The following is a 19,885-nucleotide window of genomic DNA, read 5'->3' as shown; positions in this document are numbered from 1 at the left end:
ATGGGCCAGCCAGGAGAGGACATCGCGATCATCGGTGTCGCCGTGCGGTTCCCGCAGGCCGACGACCTCGACACGTTCCGCGCCAACCTGCGCGCCGGCCGGGACAGTGTGCGGCCGATGCCCGCGACGCGGATGGAGAGCACGAACGTCGACCCTGACGTCCGGTACGCGGAGCTGGGCTACCTGGACCGCATCGACCTCTTCGACCACCGCTTCTTCGGCCTGTCCCGCCGGGAGGCGGAGCTGATGGACCCGCAGCACCGCATCGCCCTGCACCTGACGCAGGGCGCGGTGGAGGACGCGGGCCTGGCCCCGTCGAGCCTGCGGGACAGCCGGACGGCCGTGGTGTTCAGCTCACCGAGCGCCGACTACGCCGCGCTCGTCGGTGAGACCGGCACCCTGGCCATGCTCGGCACCGTGCCCTGCGCGCTGCCGTCCCGGGTCGCTCACCTGTTCGGCCTGGTCGGCCCCACCTACGGCGTGGACACCGGATGCAACGGCTCGCTCATCGCCGTGCACCACGCCTGCCGCGAGCTGCGGGCCGGCGACGCGGACCTCGCGCTGGCCGGCGGGGTCGCGGTGCGCTCCCTGCACCCACCCGCCGACGACACCGGCGCGTTCCAGGCCATCATCTCCCCGCAGGCTCGGTGCCGGGCCTTCGACGCCGACGCCGACGGCACCGCGGCCGGCGAGGGCGGTGCGGTGCTGCTGCTCAGCACGTTGGCCCGGGCACGGGCCGAGGGTCTGCCCGTGCACGCCGTCATCCGGGGTACGGCGATCGGCCACAACGGACACCGGTCCGCCACGATCAGCACACCGAGTGCCGTCGCCCACGCCGACGTCATCGGCCGGGCCTGGCGGGCAGCCGGTCTGGACCTCTCCACCGCCGGCTACCTGGAGGCCCACGGCTCCGGCACCCGGCTCGGCGACGCCGTGGAGATCGAAGGGCTCGGCCTGGCCGGTCGCCGGGCCGGCACCCGGCGCGGCGCGGCGCTGCCCATCGGTTCGGTCAAGACCGCCATCGGTCACCTCGACCACGCGGCCGGTGTGGCCGGTCTGGTGCGGGCGATCCTGAGCGTCCGCCACGGCGAGCGCTACCCGTCGCTGCACTACCGCTCCCCCGCCGACGGCGTCGACCCGGAGGCGGCGGGAGTGCGGGTGGTGACCTCGCTGGAACAGTGGCCGGGCAGCCGTGATCAGCCGCGCCGGGCCGGCATCAGCTCCTTCAGCCTGGGCGGCATCGTCGCGCACTGCGTGGTCGAGCAGGCACCCGAGCCACCCGCCGCCGACGACGGCGGGGCGCAGCTCCTGCCGATCTCCGCCCGTACCCCGGACGACCTGCTGCAGACCTGCACCCGGGTCGCGGTCGCCCTGCGGCCCGGGACGGCCCGCCTCGCCGACGTGGCCGTCACGCTTGGCGCGGGCCGCGACCACCACCCGGTACGACTCGCGGTGGTGGCCACCGACACCCGCACGGCCGCGACCGCCCTGGCCGCCGAGGCGACCTGGCGCCGGACCGCCGACCCGGCGGGCGCCCTGTCGGGGAGCGCGACGGACGCGGGGAGCACGCCGCGGGTGGTGCTGCTGCTCTCCGGGGACGCCGAGGTGCCGGTCGACGCCACGGTTGCCCCGCTGCCGACGTCCCTGCCGCTGCGCGGACCCCGCGCCGACACGGTGGCCTGGCAGCTCGACGCGCACCGCAGGCTGGTGGCCGCCGGAGTGCCGGTGCACGGCATGCTCAGCTCCGGCGCGGCCCGTTACGCCGTGCGCTGGCTGCGCGACGAGCTGACACCCGAGGACACCGTCGAGCTGACGGGCCGCGATTCGTTCCCCGCCGCCGACCCGGAGCGGCTGCGGCACGCCGTCGCCGCGGTGCTCGCCGACGGCCCGGTCGCCGTCGTCGAGCTGGGCCTGCGAGGCGAACTCGGCGACGCGCTCGCCGACCCGGCGACGCCCGGCGGACCGCACGACGTGCTGCGCGTGCCGCCCGGCCCCGACGGGGTGCTGCACGTGCTCGGCGCGCTGTACTCCGCCGGGGTCGACCTCGACTGGGCCGCCCTGGCCGAGGTGCCGGCCGGTCCGCCCGCGCGCCGGATCCACCTGCCCGGCACCCCGCTGCGCGGGGAACGCTGCTGGCCGCTGCCACTGGGCGAGATCATCCGCCTCGGCCCGCCCGCGGCTCCGGCCGAGGTGGCCGTCGTTCCTGCGGACGCCGAGACGCCGCCGCCCCCGGCGACAGCCGTCGAGCCGGCCATCGCACGGACGACCACCGCCGAACCAGCTATCGCGCGGGCAGCCACTCCCGCCATCGCGCGGGCAACCACCACCGAGCCGGCCATCGCGCGGGCGGCGACCGCTGAGCCCGTTGCCGTCGCCGTTGTCGCCGAGCCCGCCACCACCGCCGAGCCCGTCGGGCCGCCGGTCGGGCCGTGGCTGCGGAAGACACTGCGGGCCCTGCTGCACGCCGACGACGTACCGGCGGACGCCGACTACTTCGCGCTCGGCGGCAACTCGGTGATCGCCCTGCAACTGATCGACCGGGTCGCCGAGACCTACGACGTCGGCCTCGGCCTGATCGACATCTACGACCACCCTTACGTGCACGACCTCACCGGCGTGATCGCCGAACGCGCCGGCGCGTTCGACCCCGAACCCGCCGGCCCCGCACGGGTCACGCCCGATCCGCAGGCGCTCGACCCCGCCCAGCCCGAGGCCGCCCAGCCCGAGGCCGCCAAGCCCGAGACCGCCAAGCCGGAGGCCGCCGAGCCCTCCGCCCCTGCCGCCCAGCAACGGGGTCCGGCCGCCCAGTCATCCCCGTCCGCCGCCGTACCGCAGCCCGACGCCACCGCCGCGCCCCCGGTCGCCGACCCGGCGCACCGCCCGGCCAGGCCGGCGGGCCGGCGCGCGTCGACGACGCGCGGGCTGCCACCGATCGTGCCCGGCGACGACCTCGTGGTCTCGTTCGGCCAGGAGCGGATGTGGTTCCACCACCAACTGGACCCGGGCACCACGCTCTACAACCTGCCGGCGCCGGCCCGGGTACGCGGCCCACTCGATGCCGAGGCGCTGCGCCTGGCCTGGGAGGATCTCGCGGCGCGCCACGAGGTCCTGCGCTCCAACTTCGTCACCGACGACGGCCGGCCGCGCCTGGTGATCCGCCCCGCCCTGGGCGACTTCTTCACAGTTGTCGACGTCTCCGACGCACCCGACCCGGAGGCGGCGGCCCGGGAGATCCTGCACGCCGAGCAGCGGCACGTCTTCGACATCGCCGACGACCCGCTGGTCCGCGTCGTGCTGGTCCGGCTCGCCCCCGACGACCACCTGAGCATCACGCTCATGCACCACGCGGTGAACGACGGCTGGGCCCCGGCCGTGCTCTCCGCCGAACTGGCGGCCCACCTGGCCGCCCGTACCCGGGGCGAGCGGCAGGAGTTGCCACCGCTGCCCATCCAGTTCCGCGACTACGCCCGGTGGCAGCGCGAGTTGCTGACCGGCCCGGCACTGGACGCGGAGCTGAACTACTGGCGGCAGAAGCTGCACGACCCGCCGGTGCTCGACCTGCCCACCGACCATCCCCGGCCGACCCGCCGCGACCACACGGGCGACCACCACAGCTTCATCCTGCCGGAGCAGGTCACCGAGGCGCTGCGGGAGCTGGGCCGGGCGGAGACCGCGACGCTGTTCACCGTCGTGCTCTCCGGTCTGTACGTGCTGCTCGGCCACTACAGCGGGCAGGACGACGTGGTGGTGGGCACCCCGACGATCGGGCGTACCCGCCCGGAGCTGTGGCAGTTGATCGGCTTCTTCAACAACACCATCGCGTTGCGCGCCGACCTGTCCGGTGAGCCGACCTTCCGCGACCTGGTCCGCCAGGTGCGCGGGACGGTGCTGACCGGTCTGGAGCACCAGGAGGTGCCCTTCGACCGGGTGGTCAAGGCGGTCGCCGGGCCGCGCGACCCGTCGCGCAGCCCGCTGTTCGACGTGATGTACGTCCACCAGACCCTGCCGCCGACCGTCTCGCGGGACATCGGGCGGGGCAACGTGCTCGGCGGCGGCGACCGGGAGGACCCGTTCCCCGGGCTGCCGCCCGGCACCGCCAAGTTCGACCTCAGCCTGGTGCTCGGCGAGCACGCCGAGATGCGGGACCTGGTGGGCATCCTGGAATACAGCACCCAACTCTTCGAGCACTCCACGGTGGTGGGGATGGCCGAGCTGTTCGTGGCGCTGCTGCGGGCGCTCGCGGCCGACCCGGACCGGCCCGTGCGGGAGGTGGCCGGCACCGTCTCGGCCGCCCGGCCCGGGTCTCCGGCTCCGGAGGTCGAGGAGCCCGGCCGGGGCGCCGACGGTGACGTCGCGTACTGGCGGGAGGTGCTCGCCCACGCGCCGGTGATGGAGCTGCCGACCGACCGTCCCCGCCCGACCGGTGGGGACGCCGCCACCGCCGTGCACCGGTTCGGCGTGCCCGCCGACGTGGTGGCGGCCGCCGGGGGCGATCCGGTGACCGCGCTGCTGGGCGCGTACCTCGCCGTGGTCGCGGCGCGGGCCGGCACCGACGACGTGGTGGTGGGCGCCGCGCTGGACGGGGGCCAGGGGTCGCAGGCCGCCGCGATCCGCGTGGACCTCTCCGACGACCCCACCTGGGGCGACCTGCTGGCCCGGGTCGACGCCACGCTCGCCGGGGCGCGCCAACACCTCGGCGTGCCTGTCGACGCGCTGGCGCGGGCACTGGACCTGCCGCCGCTGCCGGGCCGCCACCCGCTGTTCGACATGTGGTTCGGGCCGGTGGACGCCTCGGCCGTCGAGCACCCGTACGACCTGGCGCTGACCGTGCGGCCGGACGGCGACGGCGTGGCCGCGAGCCTGACCTACCGCACCGCGCTCTTCGACCCGGACACCACTGCGGCGCTGGCCGACGAGCTGGTCGGCGTGCTGCGCGCGGCGGCGGCCGAGCCGGGCCTGGCGGTGCTCGATCTGTGGCTGCCGGCGGCGACCGGATGACCGGGAAGCAACCGGAGGGCGCAAGGCTGGCCCCGGCTTCCACCACTACGCCCACACCCGCGTCCTCTAGGGGGAGATGACCGTGGCCGACCACACCGGCGCCGTCGCCGCACTCGTCACACCGGACGGCATACTCGACCCGGCGCTGTTCGGCACAGCGGTTCGCCGCGCGCTGGACGAACTGCAGACCGCCACCGGGCTACCCGCGCCCGAAGACGTGGAGCTTGTCGACCTGGGCGACGAGCCCGACCCGGAGCGCGCCGCCGAGGGTTGGATCGGTAACGGCACGGACGCCACCGGCGGCCGGGGCGCCGACCGCGGGCCCGCTCAGGCGCTGCTGCACCTGGGCGCGGGCCGCTGCGGCTGGTACCAGCGCTACCCCGCCCGCCACCTGGACCGGCACGGCGTGGAGCTGGTCACCACCCGGGCCGCCGAGATCTACTCCGGACTGCTGGGAGGCGGCGCCGCCGGGGAGCCGCTGCGCGCGACGATCCCACCGGGCCCGGAGTCGCCGGGCGCCGACGCGGCACGGCGGCACTGGGCCGGCGAGCTGCGGGACGCGCCCCAGCCGGCCAGCCTGTCGACAGCCCTCGACGACCGCCGCGTCGGCCGGGTGACGGCCGAGGCCCCGCTGGACGCGGGCGAGACGGCGACGGTACGCGCCGCGTCGCGCGCCGCCGGCGTCGCGTGGCCCATCTGGCTGGCCGCGACCGTCACCTGTTATCTGCACCGGCGTGGCGCCGGGACCGACGTGCTGACCGGAGTACGGGTGGCCGGGCGCACCGAACGGGGCGACCTGCGCGACCCCGGCCCGCTCGTCCGGGTGCTGCCGCTGCGGGTGCCGGTGCGACCCGAGCACACCGTGGCCGCCGTGGTCCGCCGGGTGGCCGACGCGACCCGCCGGGCCCGCCGCCACCTTCGGCAACCGGTCACCGACGTCGGGCCGTACGGCGTGCTGATCGAGGCGGTCCCCGCGGCGGCGCCGGCCCGTTTCGGCCCGGTCCCCGCGACCGTGCGGCACCTCGGCACCGGGCAGCCGGCGCAACTTGTCGTCCGCGTCGTGGAGGACCCGGTCGACCACGGCCTGCGCCTGCTGCTCGACGGCGACGCCGCCCACTTCGACGCGGCCGACCTGACCGCCCACCTGGCCGGCCTGCGCCGGGCGTTGACCGCCGACCCCCGACAGCCGGTGGCCGGTGTCGACCTGGTCGGCGATCCGGTCCGCCGCGCCGTGGCCGAGTGGAACGACACGGCGACCCCCGTCGTCCCGGCGACCGTCCCCGGGCTCTTCGAGGCCACGGCCGACCGCGACCCCGAGGCCGTCGCCGTGGTCGCCGGCGCGACCCGGCTGACCTACCGGGATCTGGACGAGCGGGCCAACCGGCTGGCGCACCACCTGCTCGCCGCGGGCGCGGGGCCGGGCCGCCTCGTCGCGCTGGCGCTGCCCCGCACGGCGGACACCGTGGTCGCGCTGCTCGCGATCACCAAGACCGGCGCGGCGTACCTGCCGGTCGACCCGGCGTACCCGGCGGCCCGGGTCGCCGGCATGCTCGCCGACGCCCGGCCGGCGCTGCTGGTGACGAGCGGCGACCTGGCCGCCCGGCACCCCGACCACCGAGCCGTCCGGTTGGACGACCCGGCGGTACGCGCCGACGTGGACGGGCGTCCGGCCCGGCGGCCCGGCGACGCCGACCGGCCCGTTGCGCTGCTGCCGGCGCACCCCGCGTACGTCATCTACACCTCCGGCTCCACCGGCCGGCCCAAGGGCGTGGTGGTCGCCCACCGGTCGGTCGCCAACCTGCTCGCCTGGGCCCGCAGGGACATCGGCGACCGGGCGCTGCGCCGGGTGCTCGCGTCCACCTCGCTCAGCTTCGACGTCTCCGTCTTCGAGGTGGTGGTGCCGCTGCTGGCCGGGCACACCGTGGAACTCGTCGCCGATCCGCTGGCCCTGATCGCCGAGCCGTCCGCGCGGTGGCAGGTCAGCCTGGTCAGCACCGTGCCGTCGGTGCTGGGGCACCTGGTCGCGCACGGTGGACTGGACCTGTCCCCGGACACGCTGCTGCTCGCCGGCGAGGCGCTGCCCGTGCAGGTGGCCCGCGCGGTCCGCGAGCGATTCCCGGACGCCCGCCTCGGCAACGTCTACGGCCCGACCGAGGCGACCGTCTACGCCACCGCCTGGTACGGCCGTGGCCCGGTCGACGGCCCTCCGCCGATCGGGCGGCCCCTGCCCAACACCCGCGCGTACGTCCTCGACGGCGCGATGCAGCCGGTTCCGCCCGGCACCGCCGGGGAGCTGTACCTGGCCGGTCACGGGATCGCCGACGGTTACCTGGGCAATCCCGCGCTGACCGCCGAACGCTTCCCGGCCGACCCGTTCGGCCCGCCCGGCACCCGGCTCTACCGCACCGGCGACCTGGCCCGCTGGGACTCCGACGGCGTCCTGCACTACCTGGGGCGCACCGACCACCAGGTGAAGGTTCGTGGCTTCCGGATCGAGCCCGGCGACGTGGAGGCCACGCTGACCGGACACCCGTCGGTGACCGCCGCCGCCGTGGTCGCCCGGGAGGACCGCCCCGGCGATCGCAAGCTCGTCGCGTACGTCACCGGGTCGGTCGACGGCGCGACGGTACGGGCGTGGGCCGCCGCCCGGATGCCCGACCACATGGTGCCCAGCGCGGTCGTCGTCCTGGACCGGCTGCCCACCACCCCCAACGGCAAGCTGGACCGGGCCGCCCTGCCCGCGCCCGACTTCGCCGCCGCCGCCAACCCGACGGCCAGCGCCGCGACCGTGCTGGCCGGCGTCTTCGCCGACGTGCTCGGCCTGCCGTCGGTCGACCACCGGGCCAGCCTCTTCGACATCGGCGGCGACAGCATCATCGCCATCCAACTCGTCAGCCGCGCCCGCCGCGCCGGGCTCTCCTTCACCCCCCAGGACGTCTTCGAGCACCCCACCGTCGAGGCTCTCGCGGCGATCTGCGGCCGGGTCGACGACGGTCCGGCGGAGGTCGCCGACGACGGCGTGGGACGGGTGCCGCTGACACCGATCATGGAGTGGTTCCGCCAGCGGGGCGGTCCCGGCGACGGGTTCAGCCAGTCGGTCGGGCTCCAGGTGCCGGCCGACCTCGGTCACGACCGGCTGGTGTCCGCCCTGCGTACCGTGCTGGACCACCACGACACGCTGCGGCTGACCCTGACCCGCCGGGGCGGCGGCACCCGGGTCGCCCGCTGGACGCTTGACGTCCGGCCGCGCGGGGCGGTCGACGCCGCGTCCTGCGTACGCCGGGTGGACGTCGAGGGCCTGGACGAGCGCGGGCTGGCGGAGGCGGTGGGGCGCGAGGCCGAGACGGCCCGCCGGGAACTCGCTCCCACCGACGGAGTGATGCTGCGGCTGGTGTGGCTGGACGCCGGTCCGCGGCACCCCGGACGGCTGCTGGTGGTCGCGCATCACCTGGTCGTCGACGGGGTCGCCTGGCGGGTGCTGGTGCCCGACCTGGTGGCCGCCTGGAGCGCGGCGCGGGCCGGGACGTCGGCGGACCTGCCGCCGGTCGGCACGTCGTACCGGCGCTGGGCGCAGTTGCTCACCGAGGAGGCCCGCCGCCCCGAGCGGGAGGACGAGGTCGACGTCTGGCTCGACCAGCTCGCGGGCGAGGACCCCACGCTCGGCACCGACCGGCTCGTCGCCACCCGCGACGTGACCCGGACCAGCCGGATGTTCGCCATGCGGCTGCCCGCGGAACAGACCGAGCTGCTGCTCACCCGGGCGCCGGCGCTGTTCCACTGCGGACCGGACGAGGTGCTGATGACCGGCCTGGCGCTGGCCGTCGCGGCGTGGCGGCGGAGTCGCGGCCGGGGCGACGCCTCGGACGTGCTGCTGGACATCGAGGGTCACGGCCGGGAGCCCGTCGTGCCCGGCGTCGACCTGTCCCGCACGGTGGGCTGGTTCACGAGCATCTACCCGGTACGCCTCGACCCGGGCGCCCCGGACTGGGACGAGGTCCGCTGCGGTGGACCGGCCGTCGGCGTCGCCATCCGTCGCGTCCGGCAGCTCACCCGGTCGCTGCCGGACAAGGGCGTCGGTTTCGGTCTGCTGCGCTACCTCAACCCGCACACGTCGACGGTGCTCGCGGAGGCCGGCCGCCCGCAGATCGGCTTCAACTACCTCGGCCGGTTCGCGGCGGTGGGCGGTGAGGGCGCCGGCACCGGGTGGGGCGCGGCGAAGGAGTTCGACGGTCTGGGCGGCGGGGCCGACCCGGACTCCCCGCTGCCGCACGAGCTGGAGATCGGCATGGTCGCGCAGGAGGGCCCGACCGGCACGCAGCTCACCGCCTCGCTGATGTTCGCCGGCGAGTTGTTCGGCGAGGAGGAGATCGCCGAGCTGGCCAACCGGTGGGCGGAGGCGCTGGTGGGGCTCGCCGCGCACACCGCCCTGCCCGGCTCCGGCGACACCACGCACCCGGACCTGGACCTGAGCCTGGCGCCGCTCACCCCGGAGGAGTTGGACGTGGTGGTCGCGGCGGTGCCGGACCCGGTCGACCTGCTGCCCGTCGCGCCCCTTCAGGAGGGGATGCTCTTCCACGCCCGGTTCGACGAGAACGCCCTGGACGTCTACTCGGTGCAGTTGATCCTCGACGTCGAGGGCCCGCTCGCCGTGGCCCGGCTCGGTCGCGCCGCCGACGACCTGCTGCGCCGGCATCCCAACCTGCGGGCCGGTTTCCTGCACGACGGGCTGACCCGGCCGGTGCAGGTGATCCCGCGGGGCGGCCACCCACCGGTGGACGAGACGGACCTGCGTGGCCTCGATCCGGCCGCCCGGGAGGACGAGTCGCAGCGTCTGCTCGCCGCCGACCGTGCCCGGCGCTTCGACCTGGCCCGGCCACCACTGGTCCGGATCTCGGTGCACCGGCTCACCGAGGAGCGGCACCGGATCTCCCTGCTCTGCCACCACATCGTCGCCGACGGCTGGTCGACGCCCCTGCTGATCCGGGACCTGCTCAGCTTCTACGCGGGCGGCGACGCCGCGCGGGACCTGCCGCCGCTGACGCCGTACCGGGAGTACGTGACGTGGCTGGTGAGCCGGGACACCGACGCCGCGGCGACGGCCTGGCGTGCGGCGTACACCGGGTTCGAGACGCCGACCCTGCTCGCGCCCGGCAGCGACGGGCGGGACCCGGTGCCGGCCAGTGAGGTCGCCGTCGACCTGCCGGACGCGCTCTCCGACGGACTGGCGCACGCGGCCCGTCGCTGCGGGGTCACCCTCAACATGGTCGTGCAGGCGGCCTGGGGGTTGGCGCTGGCCGCGACCACCGGCAGCGCGGACGTGGCGTTCGGCGCCACCGTGTCGGTACGCCCACCGGAGCTGGACGACATCGAGGCCATGGTGGGCCTGTCGATGAACGTGGTGCCGGTACGGGTCCGCTGCGCCGCCGGATCGTCGCTGCGCGAGGTGGTGACCCGGCTGCGCGTCGAGCAGACGGCCCTCATGCCGCACCAGCACCTGGGCCTGCGCGCCATCCACCGGGCGGTCGGGCACACCACCCTCTTCGACAGCGTGTTCGCGTTCGAGAACTATCCGATGGACACCGGCAGCTTCCAGCCCGACGGCAGCGACCTGCGGGTGGTCGGCCTGGCCAGTCACGACGGCAGCCACTACCCGGTGACGTTGCGGGTGTACGCCCGGGGCGGGCGGGTCCAGCTCCGGCTGGACCACCGCCCGGACGTGGTCGACGACGAACGCGTCGGACGCCTGCTGACCGCGCTGCGCCGCGTGTTCGAGGCGTTGGTGTCGGACGTGGACACACCTGTCGGTCGGCTCCGGCTGGCCGATCCGAGCGGGGGTGACGCGCTGGCCGGGTGGAACGACACGGCGGCGCCGCTGCCCGCGCTCGGGCCGGACGAGCTGGTGGCGGGAGTCGCCGCCACCAGCCCGGACGCGGTTGCGGTGCTCGACGGGGACACCACGCTCACCTACCGCGAGCTGGATTCCCGCGCCGACCGGCTGGCCGCCGCGCTGGTCGCGGCGGGCGTCGCGGCGGGCGACCGGGTGGCGGTCGCCCTGCCCCGGGGCGCCGCGCTCGTGGTGAGCCTGCTCGCCACCCTCCGGGCCGGCGCGGCGTACCTGCCTGTCGACGTCGACTACCCATCCGCGCGACTGGCGGCCATCCTGGCCGACGCCCGCCCCACCTGCCTCGTCACGGCCGACGACGCGGCGCTGCCCGACTTCCCCGGCCCCCGGCTGCGTCCCGACGGACCGGGCGGCATCACCACACCCCGCGTCCCGGCGGCGGCCGGCCGGCCGGCGTACGTCATGTACACCTCCGGCACGACGGGCGTGCCCCGGGGCGTGGTGGTGTCCGGCGGCGCCATCGTCGCCCTGGCGCTGGACCGGCGCTTCGACGCCGCCGCCCACCGGCGCGTCCTGCTGCACTCGCCGGTGACCTTCGACGCCGCCACCTACGAGCTGTGGGTGCCGCTGCTGCGCGGCGGCACCGTGGTCGTCGCGCCACCCGGCGACCTGGACGTGGCGACCATCGGTCAGCTCGTCGCCCGGCACCGGGTGACCGCGCTGTGGCTGACCGCCAGCCTCTTCCGGCTGGTCGCCGGGGAGGCGCCGGAGGCGCTGGCCGGGGTGGCGGAGGTGTGGACCGGCGGCGAGGTGGTGCCGACCGACGCGGTGGCCCGGGTACGGGCGGCCGTGCCGGGCATCACCGTGGTCGACGGGTACGGCCCGACCGAGAACACCACGTTCGCCACCACCTGGCCGGTGCGCCCCGGTGATCCGGTCGACGGCCCGCTGCCCATCGGCCGGCCGATGGACAACACCCGGGCGTACGTCCTGGATCCGGCGCTGCGGCCGGTGGGCCCGGACGTGCCGGGCGAGCTGTACCTGGCCGGCGCCGGGTTGGCGCACGGTTACCTCGACGACGCGGCGTTGACCGCGTCGCGGTTCCCGGCCGACCCGTTCGGCCCGCCCGGCGGCCGGCTCTACCGCACCGGCGACCTGGCCCGGTGGGACGCCGACGGGGTGCTGCACTTCCTGGGCCGCGCCGACGACCAGGTGAAGGTGCGTGGTTTCCGGATCGAGCCGGGGGACGTGGAGGCCGCCCTGCGCGAGCATCCGGCGGTGGCGGAGGCCGTCGTCGTCGCCCGCGAGGACCACCCCGGGGTACGCCGGCTGGTCGCCTACGTCACCGGCGCCGAGGCCGACGGCGTGGCGGTCCGCGAGTGGGCCGCGACGCGTCTGCCCGACCACATGCTGCCGGCGGCCGTCGTCGTGGTGCGGCGGTTCCCGCTGACCGCGAACGGCAAGCTGGACCGGGCGTTGCTGCCCGCGCCGGGGCCGGTGGTCGGCGGGCGGGGCGGCGCGCCGCGCACCGACGCCGAACGGGTCGTCGCCAGGCTCTTCACCGAGGTGCTGCGACTGGACGAGGTGGGCGTCGAGGACCGCTTCTTCGACCTGGGCGGGGACAGCATCTCCGCGCTGCAACTGGCCAGCCGGGCCCGCCGGGCGGGTCTGGCGCTGACGCCGCGGCAGGTCTTCGCGCACAAGTCGGTCGCGGCCATCGCGGCGGTCGCCCAGGCGGTGACGGCGCCGGCCGTCGAGACCCGTGAGGAGGCGATCGGCGCGATGCCGCTCACACCGATCATGCGGTGGTGCCACGAGCGGCCGGGGCCGGTGGAGGGCTTCAGTCAGTCGATCACCCTGGCCGTGCCGGGCGGCCTCGCCCACGCGGATCTGGTGGTGGCCGTGCAGGCCCTGCTCGACCACCACGACGCGCTGCGGATGCGGGTCGACGCGGCCGGCGGGTGCGAGATCCTGCCGGTCGGGTCGGTGGACGCCAGCACCGTCGTCGACCAGGTCCGGGTCGCCGACCTCGACGACACCGAGGCGTACGCGCTCCTCGACGCGGCGCGGGAGGACGCGCGCCGGGCGTTGGTGCCCGCCAACGGGCGGATGTTCCGGGTGGTGCACGCCGACGCCGGCGGCGAACGGACGGGCCGGCTGTTCCTGCTCGCCCACCACTTCGTCGTCGACGGCGTCACCTGGCGGGTGCTCGGCGCCGACCTGGAGGCCGCCTGGCGGGCCGTGCGCGACGGGACCTCGGCAGGCGCGGCGCTCGCGCCGGTCGGCACGTCCCTGCGCCGGTGGGCGGGGCTGCTCGCCGAGGAGGCGCAGCGCCCCGACCGGGAGAACGAGGTGGACCACTGGCTGGCCCAGCTGGCCGGTCGTGAGCCGTCGCTGGGCAGCCGGCCGCTCGACCCGGCGGTGGACGTCATCGCGAGCGCCGCCGTCGTGCCGGTCGAGCTGCCACCGGAGGAGAGCGCCGCGCTGCTGGTCCGGCTGCCCGCGCTGTTCCACTGCACGCCGGACGTGGTGCTGGCCACCGCGCTGGCCCTCGCGACGGCCCACCGACGCCGGGACCGGGGCCGGGCCGACGGCGGCTCGGCGCTGGTGATCGACAGCGAGCTGCACGGCCGCGAACCGCTCGTCGACGGGCTCGACCTGACCCGCACCGCCGGCTGGTTCACCAGCATGTTCCCGGTCCGCCTGGACCCCGGCGCGGTCGACTGGCAGCAGGTGGTGTCCGGTGGGCCGGCCCTGGAGTCGGCGCTCAAGCGGGTCAAGGAGCAGCTGCGGTCGATGCCGGACCACGGCATCGGATACGGCCTGCTGCGCTTCCTCAACCCGCACACCCGGCCGCTGCTGGCGGCGGCCGGGCGCCCGGAGGTCGGCTTCAACTACCTGGGCCGGTTCGCCGGCGGCGCCGACGACCCGAGCGCCGGATCGGACGCCTGGAGTCCGGCTCCGGAGTCGGGCGGGTTGGACGGCGGCGCGGATCCGCGTACCGCGCTCGACCACGTCCTGGAGGTCACCGCCTGGTCGGTGGACGGCCCGCAGGGTCCGTCGCTGTCGGCGAGTCTGATGTACGGGAGCCAGGTCGTCGACGCGGCCGAGGTCGAGGAGCTGGCACGGGCGTGGCGACAGGCGTTGGGCGGCCTGGCCGCGCTGGCCGGGGTCAGCGTCGGCGGACGCACCCCGAGCGACTTCCCTCTCCTGCGCCTCACCCAGCACGAGGTGGACGCGATCACCGCCGAGGTCCCCAGCCCCAGCGAGGTGCTGCCGCTCGCGCCGTTGCAGGAGGGCCTGCTCTTCCACGCGGTCTCCGCCGACGAGGCCCGCGGCGTCTACGTCGTGCAGTTCACCCTGCACCTGGACGGCCCGCTGGACGGGGCGGCGCTGCGCCGGGCCGGCGACGGGTTGCTGCGCCGGCATCCGCACCTCGGTGCCGCGTTCCTGCACGAGGGGCTGCCGGTGCCGGTGCAGGTGATCGGCGAGACGACCCGGATGCCGTGGCGGGAGATCGACCTGAGCCAGTTCGCCCCGGCGGAGCAGGAGAGCCGGCTGGCGGATCTGGTCGACGCGTACCGGGCGGCCCGCTTCCAGCCCACGCAGCCGCCGATGGTGCGGCTGCTGCTGGTCCGGCTGGCCGCCGAGCGGCACGCCCTGGTGATCGGCGCGCACCACATCCTCCTGGACGGCTGGTCGACGCCGCTGCTCATCACCGACCTGCTGGCGCTCTACCACGCGGAGGTACGCGGGACGGCGCTGGCGCCGCCGCCCCCGTACCGCGACTACCTGGCCTGGATCGCCCGCCAGGACCGGACGGCGGCTCGCATCGCCTGGCGGGACGTCCTCGACGACCTGCCCGGGCCGACCATCCTGGCCGAGCCGGCGCCGGAGAAGGAGGCGGTGCTTCCGGAGCACGTGATCTCGGAGTTGTCGGAGCCGCTCAGCACGGCCCTGCGCGCGCAGGCGCGGGCCGGTGGGCTCACCGTCAACACCTTCGTCCAGACGGCCTGGGCGCTCACCCTCGCCGACGCGCTGGGCCGTGACGACGTGGTGTTCGGCATGACCGTGGCGGGCCGGCCACCCGAGCTGCCGGGTGTGGAGAAGATGGTGGGCTTGTTCATCAACACGCTCCCGGTCCGGGTCCGGCTGCGCGCCGACGAGGACCTCGCCGGGCTGCTGGCCCGGGTCCAGGACGAGCAGTCCCACCTGAGCGGTTTCCAGTACCTCAGTCTCGGTGAGATCCAGCGCGCCGCCGGGGTGGGCGAGCTGTTCGACAGCGCGGTCGTCTTCGAGAACTTCCCGCTCGACATGGAGGCGCTGACCGAGGCCAACGGCGGCCTGCGGATGAGCGGCGCCACCGGCCACGACACCCCGCACTTCACCTTCGGGCTGGCCGTGCTGCCGTACGAGCGGATCGCCTTCCGGGTCACCCACCGGCCCGATCTGCTGCCGCGCGCGGAGGTGGAGCGGCTGGTGGCAGCCATGGTGCGGGCCCTGCAACTGCTTGTCGACCATCCGGAGCGGCGGGTCGCCGCCGTACGGGCCGAACCCCTGGTGAGGAGCTGACGATGACGAACCCGTTCGAGGACGACGAGGGCACCTTCCTGTCCCTGGTCAACGAGGAGGGCCAGTATTCGCTGTGGCCGGCGTTCGCGGACGTGCCGGCCGGGTGGAGCGTGACGCTGGGGCCCGCGGGTCGGGCGGAGTGTCTGCGGCACATCGAGACGCACTGGACGGACATGCGTCCCCGCAGCCTGGTCCGGGCCCTGACCGCTCCGGACGTCCGGCTGCAGGAGTAGGCAGCGCCGTGTCCTCGGGAAGTGATGGCGGGCCGGGACCGGCCCGTGACAGCATGCCGGGCATGGTTCTCGGACTGGACGTGCGTCGCCTGGCCGCCATCGACATGTGGGGATCCGCCGGGGTCCAGTGGCGACGGTGGGTCATCCTCGCGGAGTTCCTGCTGGGCGTCGTCGGTGCGGGCGCGCTCGGCGTCCTCTCGGTGTCCTCCGGCGGCGGCCTGCGCACGGTGGTGGGGTGGTGGCTGATCGGTCTGGCCGTCAACTACGTACCGCTGTCGGTGCACGCGCTCACGCTGATCCGTCCCGGCGCGCTGGAGGCGGAGATCCGGGGTGTGGACGTTCCGGGCGAACTCCGGCACTACACGACGGCGCAGTTGTGGGTCGTGGTGCCGTTGCTGGTGGCGGTGCTGGCCGTCGATCAGTGGCGACGAAACCGTCGATAATGGTCGATCACCGTTCGGCCCATCCCACTTTCGGTTGAGCAATGTGGCCGGTTGGCTCCGACCGCGACCGACATGCGCTGATGCTGTGATCAGGGGACATAGACTTTCGTTTCTGCAATCTTGATCTCGCGTGGCACTCGCGACACTTTGTCACGGGCTCTACACTTCGTTTGTCACGGGGCCAACCGGGGGAGAGTTGATCGACGTGGAACGATTTGGGAACCCGTTCACAGAAGGCCGAGGCGGATTCAGCGTCCTCGTCTTCGCCGACAACGAGTTGGCGCGTCGCGGCCTCAGCGACATGCTCAGCTCACTCGACTCGGTGACCGAGGTGAACACCTTCGTCGCCGCCTATCCCGATCACGTACCGTGTGGCCGGCCGTACGACATCCTGGTGCTGGCCTGCGAGGACCTCGCGGCGACGGGGCCCTACCGGGTCGCCGACGCGGCGTTCAGCCAGGGCGCGAAGATCCTGCTGCTGCTGGGGCGCCGCTGCGAGAGCCTCGACGCGGTCACCCGCTTTCCGAGCAACGGCTTCCTGATCCAGGACGACGTCACCGAGGACGTGCTGGCACAGGCGCTGAGCCGGATCGACAGCGGGGAGATCCCGATGCCGGCGATGCTGGCCAACCGGCTGCTGGAGCGCGCTCGCGGCACCGCGCCGCAGGTCCGCGCCGACTGCACCAAGCTGACGCCACGGGAGCGCGAGACGCTGATCCTGCTCGCCGAGGGCCTGAGCAACAAGCAGATCGCCCGCCGGATGCTGATCTCGCAACACGGCGTCAAGCGGCTGGTGGCCAACATCCTGGCCAAGCTGAACTGCTCCAACCGCACCCTCGCCGCCGCGGTCGCCATCAAGCAGGGCCTGCTCGAAGAGGTCTGAGGCGTCGCAAGCGGCGGGGCCGGAGCCCGGTGTACCCGGGGCCGGCCCCGCTCGCGCTCAGACCGACGAGGCGCTGGCCACCGGGGTGAGGTGGCCGGCCTCCCGGGGAAGCACGCCCTCGCTGATCAACTGCCACACCGTCTGCGCCGCGTCCTGCTGGGTCAGCGCGCCGGAGACGAGGTAGTCGTGCAGGCTGACCACCATCTTGAAGATGAGCAGCCCGTGCACGTCCGGCCGCAGATCGCCGCGCAGGCCGCCGGTGTCGATGCCGGCCGAGATCGTCTCGACGAAGGCCTGCGGCAGATTGGTCATCAACGTACGGAGGCGGGAGACCGCCGCCGACGAGAGATCCGCCTGCTCCAGCGTCACCCAGCTCAACCGGTGTCGCTGGCTCGCGAAGTAGCCGAGCAGCGCCTCGATGCAGCCGCGCAGGCGCTCGACCGGGTCCTCCTCGCGTGCGCGGACCGCCAGCAGGGCCGACTGGCAGTCGTCGACCTCCCGCTCGACGTGGGCGAGCAACGCGTGCTCGACGTCGGGGAAGTACTTGTAGACCGTCGCTCGGCCGATCCCGGCCCGCTGGGCCAACGCGGCCATCGACGCCTTGGCGACGCCCTCCTCGGCCACCAGTTCGATCGCCGCGTCGATGATCCGTTCGCGGTATCGAGCCTTGTGGGTCTCGATGGTGTCACGCCAGTCCTCCGCCACAGCTGCCTCCAAAACCGTCCCGACTCGGCGCACTACCGAGACACAATGTATTGACACCAGACGCACTGTCTCGGAGACTCCTGAGTATATCGGCCCGAGGAGACCAGTATGGACCCAAGAACGGCTGTCTCACCTCCACCAGGTGGAGGACTAGTTGCTCCCGCAATCATCGCGACCGGCCTGCGCAGGCGATTCGGCGCGCACTGGGCGGTCGACGGCGTCGACCTGTGCGTGCCAACAGGTGAGATCTACGGGTTCCTGGGCCCCAACGGAGCCGGTAAGTCCACCACCGTCCGCATGCTCTGCGCGCTACTCACCCCGTCCGGCGGTTCCGCCACGGTGGCCGGGCACGACGTCGCGACCGACCCGGTCGGCGTGCACCTGTCGATCGGCGCCGCCCTCCAGGCGACCGCCATCGACGACCGGCAGACCGGCCTCGAGCACCTGGAGTTGCAGGGCCGGCTGTACGGCCTGCGCAGCTCGGACATCGACCGCCGGATCAGCGAGTTGCAGGACCTGATCGAGCTCGGCGATGCCATCGGGCGCCCGGCCGGCTCGTACTCCGGCGGCATGCGGCGTCGCCTCGACCTCGCGCTGGCCCTGATCCACAACCCCAGCGTGCTTTTCCTGGACGAGCCGACCACCGGCCTCGACCCGGTCAGCCGGTTCGCCCTCTGGGACGAGGTACGCCGACTCAACTCCGAGAGCGGCACCACCGTCTTCCTCACCACCCAGTACCTGGAGGAGGCCGACGAGCTCGCCGAGCGGGTCGGCATCATCTCCGACGGCCGGCTGGTCGCCGAGGACACCCCGGACGCGCTCAAGCGGCGCATCGGCGCCGACATGGTGGTGGCCCGGGTCGACGGCGACGCCGAGTCGGCCGCCACGGCGCTGCGCGCACTGCCGGAGGTCGAGGGCGTCGACGTCATCGGCCCCGAGATCACCGCGCGGGTGGGCGACGGGCCGACCGCCGTCACGCCGGTCGCCGTGGCGCTGGCCAACGCCGGCGTGCCGGTGCAGAGCCTGACGCTGCGCCGGCCCACCCTCGACGACGTCTTCCTCTCGGTCACCGGTCAGCGGTTGGCCGGCGACCAGGCCGACGCGGAGCTCGCCACCGCAGGAGGGGCACCCCGATGACCACCATGCCCGACGCCCTGCCCGCCACCCGGACGCAGGTGCCCACGCCCAGGCCGAACCTCGCCCGGCGCGCCGGCTTCGTCCGCGACGTGATCCACATCGCCGGCCGTTCGCTGCGGCAGGCCCGCCGCGAACCGGAGACGCTGTTTCCGCCGATCTTCGTGCCGGTGTTCTTCTTCGCGATCTTCATCGGCTCGCTGGAGAGCATCTTCGGTCAGGCCGGGATCGACGAGTTCCGGGCCTTCCAGCTCCCGGTGTCGATCGTCATCGCGGTGACCGGGGTGACCCGCGCGCCGTCGGTCGTCACCGACATCATGAACGGCTACTTCGACCGGCTGCTGCTCTCCCCCGTCAACCGGCTGGCGCTGCTGCTCGGCATGATGGTCGCCGATCTCGCCATCGTGGCCGCGCTCACCGTGCCGGTGCTGATCATGGGTGCGATCGTCGGCGTCGAGTTCACCACCGGCGTGCTGGGCATGCTGGCGTTCATCGGGGTGGCGCTCGCCTGGTCCCTGGCGTACGTCGGCATCCTCTACGCGGTGGCGCTGCGCACCGCCAACCCGACGGTGACCGCCCAGACCTTCCTGCTGTTCTTCCCGTTCGTCTTCCTCTCCACGACCATCGTGCCCCGCGAGGAGATGACCGGGTGGATGGACGCGGTGGCCGGGGTCAACCCGCTGACCTACGTCTACGGCGCGCTGCGGTCCCTGATCACCGAGGGGTGGTCGGCGACCCCGCTGCTGCAGGGGTTCATCGCCATCGTGGCAGTGGGCATCCTGGCGCACACCCTCGCGTACCTCGCGCTGCGCGGGAGGGTTTCCCGCTCCCGCCGCTGATCCCTTCCCCCTCCCGCCGCTGATTCGACAGCGCGCAGGACTCACCGGCCCGTGGCTTCCCACCAGCCACGGGCCGGTGTCTGTGCGGGTCACCGGCGTGCCAGGCCGGTGGACGTAGCCACCTGACTACCCCGGTCCTAGCCGAGATGACACCCCGCCCGGGCATTTCAAAGCTGTTGCGGTCTGACCAACATTTCCACAGAGCCCGGTCGCTAAACGCCAGCGCACAGAAGGTG

8 protein-coding genes are annotated in these 19,885 nt (G+C 74.5%); 7 read left to right on the top strand and 1 reads right to left on the bottom strand.

What is annotated here, in order from left to right:
* The 5 genes from ACGFH8_RS18285 (at position 1) to ACGFH8_RS18265 (ending at position 16,971) form a co-directional block, all read left to right on the top strand.
* Positions 1–4,998, top strand: coding sequence for a condensation domain-containing protein (locus ACGFH8_RS18285; protein ID WP_393368280.1), 4,998 nt, complete (start codon positions 1–3; stop codon positions 4,996–4,998).
* Between the two features lie 82 nt (positions 4,999–5,080).
* Positions 5,081–15,412, top strand: a complete 10,332-nt coding sequence (locus tag ACGFH8_RS18280) for an amino acid adenylation domain-containing protein (RefSeq protein ID WP_393368278.1) — start codon at positions 5,081–5,083, stop codon at positions 15,410–15,412.
* Positions 15,413–15,414: 2 nt separating this feature from the next.
* Positions 15,415–15,645, top strand: a complete 231-nt coding sequence (locus ACGFH8_RS18275) for an MbtH family protein (protein WP_393368276.1) — start codon at positions 15,415–15,417, stop codon at positions 15,643–15,645.
* A 62-nt stretch (positions 15,646–15,707) separates the two neighbouring features.
* Positions 15,708–16,088 carry a hypothetical protein gene (locus ACGFH8_RS18270; protein WP_393368274.1) on the top strand — a complete coding sequence of 127 codons (381 nt, stop codon included), beginning with the start codon at positions 15,708–15,710 and terminating at the stop codon, positions 16,086–16,088.
* A 205-nt stretch (positions 16,089–16,293) separates the two neighbouring features.
* On the top strand, positions 16,294–16,971 hold the full coding sequence (locus ACGFH8_RS18265) for a response regulator transcription factor (RefSeq protein ID WP_393368273.1): 678 nt from the start codon (positions 16,294–16,296) through the stop codon (positions 16,969–16,971).
* Positions 16,972–17,028: 57 nt separating this feature from the next.
* Here the strand turns inward: ACGFH8_RS18265 and ACGFH8_RS18260 are convergent, their stop codons facing one another.
* Positions 17,029–17,676, bottom strand: coding sequence for a TetR/AcrR family transcriptional regulator (locus tag ACGFH8_RS18260; RefSeq protein ID WP_393368272.1), 648 nt, complete (start codon positions 17,674–17,676; stop codon positions 17,029–17,031).
* 108 nt (positions 17,677–17,784) lie between these two features.
* Here ACGFH8_RS18260 and ACGFH8_RS18255 point away from each other — a divergent pair, with 108 nt between their 5' ends.
* On the top strand, positions 17,785–18,813 hold the full coding sequence (locus tag ACGFH8_RS18255) for an ATP-binding cassette domain-containing protein (RefSeq protein WP_393368270.1): 1,029 nt from the start codon (positions 17,785–17,787) through the stop codon (positions 18,811–18,813).
* The gene (locus tag ACGFH8_RS18250) at positions 18,810–19,649 is read left to right on the top strand and encodes an ABC transporter permease (RefSeq protein WP_393368268.1); all 840 of its coding nucleotides are present in this window, start codon (positions 18,810–18,812) and stop codon (positions 19,647–19,649) included. Before ACGFH8_RS18255 ends, ACGFH8_RS18250 begins: the two co-directional genes overlap by 4 nt.
* The last annotated feature ends 236 nt before the right edge of the window (positions 19,650–19,885 follow it).

Origin of the sequence: Micromonospora sp. NPDC049175 (assembly GCF_043197345.1) — a bacterium.
In the GTDB taxonomy this organism is placed as follows: domain Bacteria; phylum Actinomycetota; class Actinomycetes; order Mycobacteriales; family Micromonosporaceae; genus Micromonospora.
The sequence above is the reverse complement of the archived record's forward strand: the minus strand, read 5'-3'. Positions and strand labels throughout refer to the sequence as shown.